6 protein-coding genes, 1 tRNA gene and 1 rRNA gene are annotated in these 11,849 nt (G+C 72.7%); all 8 read left to right on the top strand.

What is annotated here, in order from left to right; all coding sequences use genetic code 11:
• Positions 1–105: ribosomal RNA gene (gene rrf / locus DEI98_RS09825) — 5S ribosomal RNA — on the top strand; the annotation flags it as partial.
• A gap of 115 nt (positions 106–220) precedes the next feature.
• Positions 221–1,708: a glutamate--tRNA ligase gene (gltX, locus tag DEI98_RS09830; RefSeq protein WP_111100644.1), complete on the top strand. Its 1,488-nt coding sequence runs from the start codon at positions 221–223 to the stop codon at positions 1,706–1,708.
• Between the two features lie 6 nt (positions 1,709–1,714).
• Positions 1,715–2,746 (top strand): NAD(P)/FAD-dependent oxidoreductase, encoded by a 1,032-nt coding sequence (locus DEI98_RS09835; RefSeq protein ID WP_111100645.1) that lies wholly within the window; start codon positions 1,715–1,717, stop codon positions 2,744–2,746.
• 45 nt (positions 2,747–2,791) lie between these two features.
• Positions 2,792–2,863 (top strand) — tRNA-Gln (locus DEI98_RS09840).
• A gap of 363 nt (positions 2,864–3,226) precedes the next feature.
• Positions 3,227–5,992 (top strand): non-ribosomal peptide synthetase, encoded by a 2,766-nt coding sequence (locus tag DEI98_RS09845; protein ID WP_181438002.1) that lies wholly within the window; start codon positions 3,227–3,229, stop codon positions 5,990–5,992.
• Between the two features lie 368 nt (positions 5,993–6,360).
• Entirely contained in the window at positions 6,361–7,320 is a 960-nt protein-coding gene (locus DEI98_RS09850) for a glycosyltransferase family 2 protein (protein ID WP_110865640.1), read from the top strand.
• On the top strand, positions 7,317–8,282 hold the full coding sequence (locus DEI98_RS09855) for a glycosyltransferase family 2 protein (protein WP_111100647.1): 966 nt from the start codon (positions 7,317–7,319) through the stop codon (positions 8,280–8,282). Before DEI98_RS09850 ends, DEI98_RS09855 begins: the two co-directional genes overlap by 4 nt.
• The gene (locus tag DEI98_RS09860; protein ID WP_111100648.1) at positions 8,279–11,842 is read left to right on the top strand and encodes a glycosyltransferase; all 3,564 of its coding nucleotides are present in this window, start codon (positions 8,279–8,281) and stop codon (positions 11,840–11,842) included. Before DEI98_RS09855 ends, DEI98_RS09860 begins: the two co-directional genes overlap by 4 nt.
• Positions 11,843–11,849: the final 7 nt, after the last annotated feature.

Here is an 11,849-nt window from a genome sequence, read left to right on the forward strand (position 1 = left end):
AGCGAGAGGGAAACGCCCGGTCACATTCCGAACCCGGAAGCTAAGCCTCTCAGCGCCGATGGTACTGCAAGGGGGACCTTGTGGGAGAGTAGGACGCCGCCGGACTTAACGGAGAAGAACCAGGGAACCCCTGACCATTCGTGGTCAGGGGTTTTCTGCGTTTGCGGCCCGTCCACAGGGCAGGTGGCAGGGACAGGCTCCGCGGTAGGGTTGTCGGGTCATGACTGCGCCATTCACCACTGCCTCCGGCTCCGACATCCGTGTCCGCTTCTGCCCGAGCCCGACGGGGACCCCGCACGTGGGGCTCATCCGCACCGCGCTCTTCAACTGGGCCTACGCCCGCCACACCGGCGGCAAGCTCGTGTTCCGCATCGAGGACACCGACGCCGCCCGCGACAGCGAGGAGTCGTACGCGCAGATCCTCGACGCGCTCCGCTGGCTGCGGCTCGACTGGGATGAGGGCGTGGACGCCGGCGGCGAGCACGGACCGTACCGGCAGTCCGAGCGCACCGCGATCTACGACGACGTGATCGGGAAGCTCAAGGAGTCGGGTCACATCTACGAGTCCTTCGTCACGCCGGACGAGATGGAAGCCCGGAACAAGGCGGCCGGTCGTGACCCCAAGCAGGGCTACGACAACCACGAGCGTGACCTGACCGATGCCGAGCGCCAGGCGTTCCGCGACGAGGGCCGCGAGCCGGCGCTCCGCCTGCGCGTCCCCGACCGTGACCTGAGCTTCGACGACCTGGTGCGCGGGGAGATCACCTTCAAGCAGGGCACGTTCCCCGACTTCGTGGTGGTCCGCCCGAACGGCAAGCCGCTGTACACGTTCACCAACCCGGTCGACGACGCCCTGATGGGCATCACCCACGTGCTCCGGGGCGAGGACCTGCTGTCGTCGACCCCGCGCCAGATCGCCCTGTACGAGGCGCTGTACGAGATCGGCCTCGTGCCCTCCATCCCCGTGTTCGGACACCTGCCGTACGTGATGGGGGAGGGCAACAAGAAGCTCTCGAAGCGTGACCCCGAGTCGAACCTGTTCCACCACCGCGCCGCCGGCATGATCCCGGAGGGGCTCGTCAACTACCTGGCGCTCCTCGGCTGGTCGATCGGCCCCGACCGCGACGTGTTCTCGATCGACGAGATGGTCGCGGCGTTCGACGTCACCGACGTGAACCCGAACCCGGCCCGTTTCGACCACAAGAAGGCCGAGGCGATCAACGGGGACCACATCCGTCTGCTCGCTCCCGAAGACTTCCGGTCGCGTCTGCTGCCGTACCTGTCGGAGTTCATCAGCGACCCGGCGACCCCGGAGCAGCTCGAGGTCCTGACAAAGGCCGCCCCGCTCGTGCAGGAGCGCATGCAGCTGCTCGGCGAGGCGCCGGCGATGCTCGGCTTCCTGTTCACCTCCGACGCCGACCTGGTGGTCGAGGACGACGCACTGGCCTCGCTCAAGGGCGACACGGCGACGGTCCTGACCGCGAGCACCGCCGCGCTCGAGGGCGTCCAGGACTGGACCACCGAGGCCATCGAGGGTGCGCTCCGTGCGGCCCTCATCGACGAGCTCGGCCTGAAGCCCCGCGTCGCCTTCGGCCCGCTGCGCGTGGCGGTGTCCGGACGCCGGATCAGCCCGCCGCTGTTCGAGTCGATGGAGATCCTGGGCAAGGAGTCCACCCTGACCCGGCTCCGCGCCCTCGCGGCGCGCTGACCGACCGTGAGCAGTACGGAGCACGCCGACCAGGTCGTGTACGACGTCGCGGTCATCGGCGCCGGGCCGGCCGGCCTGAGCGCTGCGCTCAACCTGGTCCGGGCGAAGCGCACCGTGCTGCTCGTCGACGCCAACCGTCCCCGGAACGCCGCGACGCTGCGGTCGCACGGTTTCCTGACGCGGGACGGCATCTCGCCGCTCGAACTCCGCAAGCTCGGGCGGACCGAGGTCGAGGGGTACCCGGAAGCGACGGTCGTCCAGTCCGTCGTCGACCTGGTGGCCCCGGACCCCGACACGGACACCTGGCAGGTGCACGGCTCGTGGCGCGGCACCGAGCTCGAGGCCCGCGCCCGGACGGTCGTCGTGGCGACGGGGTTGCGTGAGGAGTTCCCGGCGCTGCCGATGCTCCGCGCGTTCTACGGCACCGCGGTGCACAGCTGTGTCGAGTGTGATGCGTACGACAAGGCCGGGCAGCCGCTCGCCTTCATCTGCGAGACCGACGACGTGGTCGACCGGGCGCTGCTCATCGCCGCATGGACCGACGACCTGATCGTCTACACGAACGGGGTGGCACCGCTCGACGACGCCGGCCGCGCTCGACTGTCGGCCGCGGGGGTCGTCGTGGACGAGCGGGTCGTCGAGGACCTCGAGGGCGATCGCACCGGGATGACCGGCGTCCGACTCGCCGACGGCCACGTCGAGCCACGGACCGGTGGGTTCGTCCGACCGGTGTGGCACGCCGACCTCGACTGGCTGGGCACCGGCGCCACCACGAGTCCGAGCGCAACGAGCGGGAACACGGCCGCGAACGGCGACACGCCCGGAGCGCTCGACGGGCTCCAGCGCGACACGCAGGGACTCCTCGTGGTCGACCGGGTGGGCCGGACGTCCGTCCCGGGGCTCTACGCCGTGGGAGACGTCACACCTCCCGGGCCGGAGCAGCTCATCGTCGCCGCCGGACACGGAGCCGCGACCGCCGCCGCCGTGCACCGAGACCTGGTGGGTGGTCTTGCGGACCTCCGGGATGCTGTACAGTAGTTGATCGTGCCCCGGGTGACCGGGCCAGAAGGCCGACAGGCCTTTTGGGGTATGGTGTAATTGGCAACACAGCGGTTTCTGGTACCGTCGTTCTTGGTTCGAGTCCAGGTACCCCAGCACTCGACGAACAGCCCCCGGGACATCCCGGGGGCTGTTCTCGTTTCCGGGACCTTCTCGTTCCGAGCGTCCTCATCGGCGATGCACGGCGCATCCACGGTCACGCCACGGCTCATCCGGAGGTTGCGCGGAACCGCACGATCCCCGAGCCGGGCGAGCCGCCGTGCGGGAGGCGCCCACGGCGGTGCACCGGTCGTTCCGGAGTCGTACCGTCCGTGGCGGGCGCAGGCCGCGCCTCCAGGCCGGTTGCGGTTCCCCGCACCGGGCCGGAGCCTGCTCGCGGGTCGGGGGAGCGCGGACCTACGGTCGGAGGACCGTCGCGGGAGTCGTGGCGGTCCGCTGCTGAGCACCCGAGGTGTCATCGTGACCTCCGTCGACCCGCTGACGACCGTCGATCCCTGGAACCACCCCGCAGCCGTGCCCGCGGCGGCCGACCACTCCGTGCTGGACCGCTGGGACCGCGTGGTGGCGCTCCGGGGCGACGCCGCCGCGCTCGCGGGGGACGGTCGTCCGTACACCTACGCCGAAGCGGACCGGGCCTCGCGCGCGCTGGCCGCAGACCTGGCCGTGACGCTCCGACCCGACGACCACAGCGGCGCCGGTGTCGGCGACACCCCGGGCGGGGCATCGAAGCCGGTCGGCCTGATGGCGGGGCAGTCGACCGAGGCCGTGATCGGCATCCTGGCGCTGGTGCGTGCCGGACGGACCGTGGTGGTGCTCGACGACCACCTGCCCGCAGCACGCCTGGCACACGTGGCCCGGCTCGCCGGCGTCGACGAGATCGTCGCCGACACCGAGCGTGCAGCGCTGGCCGCCGACGTGGTCGCGGAACGGGACGGCCGGGTGCACGCACTCGGCGAACTGCTGGACGCGGGCGAACCGGGCGCGGCCCCGTCGGCGGACACCGTCGGCGTGCGCCCCGGCGGGCGGGACCCCTTCGCCATCGTCTTCACCTCCGGCTCGACCGGCATGCCGAAGGGCGTCGTCCTGACGCACCGGCAGCAGATCGCCGACGCCGAGCAGGACGCGGTCGCGCTCGGCCTCGGCCCGGGTGACCGGCTCGGTCTCGTCCTGCCGCTGTCGTTCGCCGCCGGGCTCCTGTTCTCGTTCGACACGTTGCTCTGCGGCGGCACCATCGTGCTGCTCGAGCCGCGTGAACTCGGTGTCGAGCGGCTGCTCGGGCGGTTCCGGGACGACGACGTGAACGTGCTCGTCTGCACCCCGCACCTGCTGCGCTCGATCATCGGGTCGCAGAATGCCCCAGGGGCGCACGGGACCGCCGCCGGGACCGCGCCGGTGCTCGGCGGGCTGCGTTTCCTGATGACCACGGGCGAGTCCGTCACCGGCGCCGACCTCGCCGCGGCTCGACGCCACCTGGACCCGGACACGCTGCTCCTGAACGCCTTCGGCTCGAGCGAGACCGCGTGCGTCGCGTACTGCCCGGTGGCGCCTGGGGAGCCGGTGCCCGAGGGCGTCGTGCCCGCAGGGTGGCCGTTGCCCGGCAAGACGGTCCTCGTGCTCCGTGAGGACGGCAGCCCCGCCGACCCGGGGGAGACCGGTGAGCTCGTCGTCGTCTCCGACGCCCTGACCGCGGGCTACTGGGGCGCGCCGGAGAAGACCGCCGAACGGGCCGGACGCACCGGCGAGGCCGAGGCCGTCGTCGGCATCCCCGTCGGGACCCCGAGCTGGCGGCAGGGCGACCTGGCACGCGTCGACCCCGACGGGCGGCTCGTGCTGCTCGGCCGGTCCGACGACGCCGTGAAGGTCCGCGGCTACCTGGTCGAGCCGAGTGAGGTCGAGGCGGCGCTCCGCGCGGTCCCCGAGGTGCACGATGCGGTCGTGACGGCACAGGTCGACCCCGGTTCCGTCACCCGGCTCGTCGCCTACGTGGTCGGTCGCCCGGGGCACCGCACCCCGGCACCGGGTGCGCTCCGACGGGCGCTCCGTGAGCGGCTGCCCGAGTACATGGTGCCGGCGTCGATCGTGCCGATGACCGAACTGCCGCGGAACGAGCGCGGCAAGGTCGACCGGGCCGAACTCCCCGGGGCACCGAGCGTCGAGACCGAGATGGTCGAGGGCGAGTACGACCAGTGGGAGCTCGTCGTGGGGCAGATCTGGGCCGAGGTGCTCGGCCTGCGGGGCGTGCACCTGGACGAGGACTTCTCCGCCCTCGGCGGCGACTCGCTGTCCGCCGAGGAGATGCTCGCCGTCGTGCAGGACCGGCTCGGGGTCGACCTGCGCTCCTCGGACGTGCTCGAGCACCCGACGCTCCGCGCCTTCGCCCGACGGGTGCGGAGCGGGACGAGCGCGCTGCCGAGCCACCCGGACGTCGTGAAGGTCTCCGAGGCGCGCGAGGGCGGCCGTCCGCCGGTGTTCTGCTTCGCCGGTGGCGGTGCCCTGGCGCTGACGTTCCTGCCGCTCTCGCGGCACCTGCCCGCGCACGACCTGTACGCGTTCCAGCAGCACGCCCTCGAGCGCCGTGGGATGCCGGACTGGAACATCGAGCGGAGCGCCCGCCGCTACCTCGCGCTGATGCGCATCGTGCAGCCCCGCGGCCCGTACCTGCTCGTCGGGCACTCGCTCGGCGGACTCGTCGCGCTCGAGATCGCCCGGCTCCTGACCGAGAGCGGCGAGCAGGTGGAGCACGTCGTCCTGCTCGACACCTACCTGCCCCGCACGAAGTCCGAACAGGCCCGCCTGCACTTCGGCCGGATGGAGCCGCGCGACCAGCCGAACACCGCCGTCCGCGCCGTGCAGCGGGGGCTCGACCGCGCCGTCAGGCGGGTGCTGCCCGCGGGTGTGCCCTACGGAGCGCTGTTCGCCAAGCGGCTCCGGGCGTACACCGCCGGCGTGCTGCGGCACGGTGGGCAGAAGGACTTCGACGCCTTCTTCGACCAGGCCGAGATCGTCACCAGGCGCCACCACCCGACGCCGTTCCACGGGCGCGCCACCTACGTCCTCGCCGACGCCAACCCCGACGCCGCCGGGTGGTCCGCCCTGCTGCGCGGGCCCACCGAGATGGTGCGGATCGCGAGCGAGCACACGTCGCTGCTGCGGGAACCGCACGTCGCCGAGCTGGCGGTCGCGCTGCGGGCCGCCTTCGAGACGGCGGACGTGCCGCAGGTCTGAGATTGGCCCACGACCGGACGGGAGGCGCGGTGCCGGCTGGCACCGCGCCTCCCGTCCGCTCGTCCTGCGTCCACCACCCGCCGGCCGCCGCGCCGGACCGCCAACCTGCACGACCGTTGCGGGTTTCCGTATCCGCACCCGGGTGTCCGCAAGGGACCGCACCGCGCATTGACCCTCCCGCTGGCCACGGCGATGGTTGGAACCGCGGGGGAGAGTACCCACTCACCCGCGGCAAGCAGGCGGCGTCGTACCCGCGTCCCGCTGCTCGACCGACGACGGTCACCGTCGTCGATGCGTCATCCGAGGACGCGCCGCTCGTCTCGACGAGCCACCACCCGACAGCAACCCTGACCCGACAGGACCGCGCCATGCCCGCACGTACCGTTCGCCCTGCAGACCCGAGGGTCTCCGTCGTCATCCCGGCACGGAACGAGGCCCGCAACCTCGAGATCATCCTCCCGAAGCTCCCGCCCGTGTACGAGGTGATCCTGGTCGACGGCAACTCCGTCGACGACACCATCGCCGCCGCGCAGCGCGTGATGCCCGACATCCGCGTCGTGCACCAGACCCGCAAGGGCAAGGGCAACGCCCTGGCCTGCGGCTTCGAGGCCGTCACCGGCGACATCGTCGTCATGTTCGACGCCGACTGCTCCGCGGACCCAGACGAGATCCCGCGGTTCGTCCAGGCACTCATCGACGGCGCCGACGTCGCGAAGGGCACCCGGTACTCGCTCGGCGGTGGCAGCGACGACATCACGATCGTCCGGAACATGGGCAACCGCGGTCTGAACATGCTCTGCAACATCATCCTCGGCACCCGCTACAGCGACCTCTGCTACGGCTACAACGCCTTCTGGGCGGACGTCCTGCCGGAGATCGGTCTGCTGTCGTCCGAGCTGCCGAAGCCGGCCGACGGTTCGATGCTGTGGGGCGACGGGTTCGAGATCGAGACCGTCCTGACCTGCCGCTGGTCGGCCGCCGAGCTCGCGATCACCGAGGTGCCGAGCCACGAGAAGCTCCGCGTGCACGGTTCGAGCAACCTCAACGCCGTGACCGACGGCATCCGCGTGCTGAAGTCGATCATGCACGAGCGTCGTCGCGCCGCGATCGGCCGTGCCGAGGTCCGTCGCGCGGCGATGAGCGTCGTGCCGCCGGCCGAGCAGCTCGCCGCGCCGGCTGCTGCGCCGGTTGCTGCTGCTCCCGTCGCTGCGGCGCCGGTCGCTGCGTCCGTCGCGACCCCCGTCGCTGCGTCCGCCGTCGCCGGGGCGTCCGTTGCCGGGGCAGCCGTCGTCGCGTCCGTCGTCGCCCTCGAGGAGGACGTCGCGTGACGACCGTCGCGGTCGTCATCTGCGCCTACACCCAGCAGCGCTGGGGTGACCTGCAGGACAGCGTCGAGTCGGCCAAGCGCCAGCCCGAGGGCCCCGAGGTCGTCGTCGTCATCGACCACGAGCCCGAGCTCCTGGCCCGCGCCGCCGCGCGCTGGCCGGAACTCCGGGTCGTCCCGAACACCGAGGACCGCGGACTCTCCGGGGCCCGGAACACCGGTGTCGCCCTGACCGACGCCGACGTCGTCGCGTTCCTGGACGACGACGCCACCGCGGACCCCGACTGGCTCGGGCACATGCTCACCGCGCTCGAGGACCCCGGCGTCGTCGGTGTCGGCGGTCGTGCCACGCCGTCCTGGCCGACCGCGACCGGCCCCGGCCCGTACGCCGACGAACTGCTCTGGATCGTCGGGTGCTCGTACCGCGGGCTGCCCGAGACCCCGGGCGACGTCCGCAACGTCATCGGGTCGAGCATGGCGTTCCGCCGTGACGCGATCCTGCTCGCAGGCGGCTTCCGCTCCGGCATCGGCCGCGTCGGCAACCAGCCGCTCGGCTGCGAGGAGACCGAACTCTGCATCCGCATCGCCCAGGCCCGTCCCGGCGCGCGGATCCGGCACGAACCGCGCTCGAACGTCTCGCACCGGGTCTCGCCGGACCGCGTGACGATGCGCTACCTGCGCCGCCGCAGCTACTACGAGGGCATCTCGAAGGCCGTGCTGAGCCGTCGGGTCGGCACCGGCGACTCGCTCGCCAGCGAGTCGACCTACCTGACCCGGGTGATCCCGGGCGCCGTGTTGCGCGAACTGCGCCACGTCGGTCGTGGCGGAGGACTGCGGGCGTACGCCATCGCGCTCTCCGTCGTCTCGACGGTCGCGGGCTACGCCGTCGGCCGGGTCCTCGGCACCGTCGTCGTGCGGACCCCACCCGCACCCGCCCCGCTCCCGCAGCCGGTGGGCACACCGTGACCCGCGCGACCCTGGCGATGGTCCTCTCGCCGGTCGTGACCGGGCCGCTCGTCCCCACCTGGGACGGCGCGCTCTGGGTCGGCGAGGTCGACCGTGCCGACGTGCACGCGTCGAGCCACCGGGACGTCATCGCCCTGCAGGGATCCGCCGGGTACGGGCGTGCCCGCCTGCTCGTCCGCGACCACGGCGAGCCGCTCGGCTTCGTCGAGGCCGAGATCACCGAACGCCGTCGCATCGGCGGCACCATCGACGTCCGTGCGCTCCAGCGCGCGATCCGGCCCATGCCGGCACCCGAGCGTCGGCCGGCAGCAGGTCTGGTGCTGCCGTCCGTCACCGTGGTGCTCTGCACGGACGGCGCCGCCGGCACGACCATGCGGTCGGTGCTCGCCAACGGGCACGCCGACTTCGACGTCGTCGTCGTCTCGCACGGCGCCGACGACGGCGGCGTGGCGACGGTCGACATCAGCGGACGTCACGTCACCACCATCCCGGCGCCCGAGGGCGGCCTCGCCGCCGCGCGGAACGCCGGCCTGCTCGTCGCGACCGGCGACGTCGTCGCGTTCGTGGACGAGGGTGCCGTCGTGGACGGCGACTGGATCGCCGCCATCGCCCGTGCCTTCGCGGCCGACCCCGACGTGGCCTGCGTCACCGGGCTCGTGCCGAGTGCCGAGCTCCGGACGCCGGCGCAGCGCTGGCACGACGACCGCACCCCCGGTGGGCGGACCGTCCGCCGGCGGGTCTTCCGGCTCGACGACCCGGTCCACGACCTCCCGCTGCACCCCTTCGCCGCCTCGGCCTACGGCACCGGCGCGAACCTCGCCGTGCACCGCGCGACCGCGCTCCGGATCGGCGGGTTCGACACCGCCTTCGGTCCCGGCACGCGCGTCGGCGGTGGCGACGACCTCGACCTCTTCACACGACTGCTGTTCGCCGGATCCGCGATCGCCGTCGAACCGGCCGCGATCGCGTGGCAGCGATCGGCGGACGACGTCGCGTCGCTCCGCGCCGCCGCTGCCGCGCACGGCCACGGACTCGGAGCCTGGATGACCAAGAACGCACTCGACCGCGACACGCTGACCGCCTCGGTGGACGCGGCGCCGGAGGCCATCAGCGCCTTCGCACGCCTCGGCCTCGAGCAGGGCGACGACGCTGCCGACGCTGCTCCGGCGAACGGCCACGGGACGGGCGCCGCGCGTGACGCGGACACCGTCGACGCCGTCGACGCGGAGTTCGCGGCGACGAAGCGCCGGTTGCGTCGCGTCGAGCGGCGATCCGTGCTCACCGCACCGGTCCTGGCGCTCCGCGAACGCATGGGCGGCGCGGGGACGATCGACCGGACGGCGCACGGTCGCCACGAGCTGCAGCGCGGCCTCGACACCGCGGGTCCGGCACGACCGATTCCGGGTGGCGCGATGGGCCCGGTGGCCCGACTCGGCGCCGCCGCGATCGTCGTGCTGACGCTCGTGCTGGCCGCCGTCGGCAGCGTCGTCGAGTTGCCCACCCTGCGGGCGAGCGCCGTCGCGGTCTTCCTGTTCGCGCTGCTCGGGGTCGCCCCGATGCTGCTCGTCCGTCCGATGTCCCTCGCCCGGTTCGCCGTCCTCGCCGTCACCGGGTCGCTCGTCGGCACGATCGGCATCGGCTACACCATGGCGACCTTCCACATCTGGGCGCCGACGGTCCCCTTCGTCGGTGTCGTCGTGCTCACCGCGGCGGCGCTCGCCGTCTCGGTACCCCGTGACGTGGCGGAGCTCCGTCGCGCCGGTCTCGTGCGCCGCGAGACCGCCCGGCCCCGGTGGAGCACGACCGCCACGGTGACGGCGCTCTCGCTCGGCGGGCTCGTCGTGGTGGTCGTCGCCGCGCTCACCCACATGGGCGACCCGGTGCCCGCAGGCCTGTTCGGCTCGCTCGGCCCCGGCCTGGTCGTCGGCCTCGTGCTCGTCGTCGCCGCGGCGGTCATCGCCCTGGTCCGCGGCCGCGCGCTCGCCGTGCCCGTCGTCGTGCTCGGCGGTGTCGTGCAGCTCGCCCAGGCGATCACGTACGGCGTGCCCACCGTGACCGCCGCCGCGCGGCACATCGGTGTCGTCGAGTACATCCGCCAGTTCGGTGGGACCAACCCGTCGGCCGACATCTTCCAGACCTGGTCCGGCCTGTTCGCCGGCGCCGCCTGGGTCGCCGACGTCGGGGGCATCGTCAACACGATCCTCATCGCCGCGTGGGTGCCGGTCCTGCTCGCCTTCAGCACGACCATCGCCGTCGGCGTCCTGGCGGCGCACTGGCTGCCCGGCGCCCGTCGGCCGTGGATCGCAGCGCTGCTGACCGCGATGACCGGTTCGCTCAACACCACGTACTTCTCGCCGCAGTCGACCGGCATCCTGATGTCGATCGTGATCCTCGTGCTCGCCACCGGACCGCTGCGCGATGCCGCCGTCACCACCGCCGACGGCTCCGTCGCCGCCAAGCCGCGGGCACGGCGCGTGGGGCTCTCGCGGATCGTCGCGATCACCCTCATCGGCATCGTGCTCGCCGTGACCCACCAGATCTCGCCGTACCTGACGGTCGCCGCACTCGTCACGCTCATCGTGTTCCGGATGCTCCGCCCCTGGTGGCTGCCCGCCGTCGTGCTCGTGCCGGCGGTGGTCTTCGCCGCGCTGAACGGCGACATCCTCGGACGGTTCCTGTCGCTCGCGGCGGTCGGACGCGTGCTCGACAACGTGCAGCCGCCCGCGCACGACATGACGGTCCTGCCGAAGCCGCTCGTCACGCGTCTGGCGTTCGACATCCCCGCAGCCGCGCTCGTGGTGCTCGGGCTCATCGCCGTGGTGACCGTCCTGATGCGGCGCGACCGGACGCACTGGGCGCTCCTCGCCACCGCCGCGAGCCCGATCTCGCTGCTCGTCGCCACGAACTACGGCCAGGAGGGCGTCTTCCGCGTCGTGCTCTTCGCGACGCCGTGGATCGCGATCCTGGCGGCGGCGCTCCCGATGCCCGCCGGTCGGTTCGCCCCGGTCGGGGCGGTCCTGCAGCGGGGGATGCGTCCGTCCGCGGTGCGGTTCGCGGTCGCCGGAGCAGCGGTGGCGGCGCTCGTCGCGATCGGTGCGTTCGGGCAGACCTCGCTCGACTGGAACCGCGTCATGACCCGGAGCCAGTCCGCGGCGACGCAGTACTACGACCGCACGGCACCCGCGGGCTCCGTGATGCTGCTCACCGGGTCGGCCAACGCCGTCCCGAGCAACACCGGCGCACGGTACTTCGACGTGGGCTACCTGTCCCGCGAAGCACTCGGCCCGTACCCGGACCCGACCGGCGGCTACGACGCCGAGGCGGACCTGTCGAACGTGACGCGGGAGCTCGTCGTGAACTGGTCGGCCACCGGCTACTACGCCCTGGTCGCGGAGCCCTTCGGCGCCTACGACGAGCGGTACGGCTACCAGAGCGACGCCGACTACCAGGAGCTCGCCGCCGCCATGGCGTCCTCGCCCTACTGGAAGCGGGTCTGGTCGTCCGGGACGACCGCGATGTACGAGCTGACGACGGAGGGCCTGCGCCATGCAACCGACTGAACCGACC

The sequence above is a fragment of the Curtobacterium sp. MCLR17_034 genome, assembly GCF_003234485.1.
Lineage (GTDB): Bacteria > Actinomycetota > Actinomycetes > Actinomycetales > Microbacteriaceae > Curtobacterium > Curtobacterium flaccumfaciens.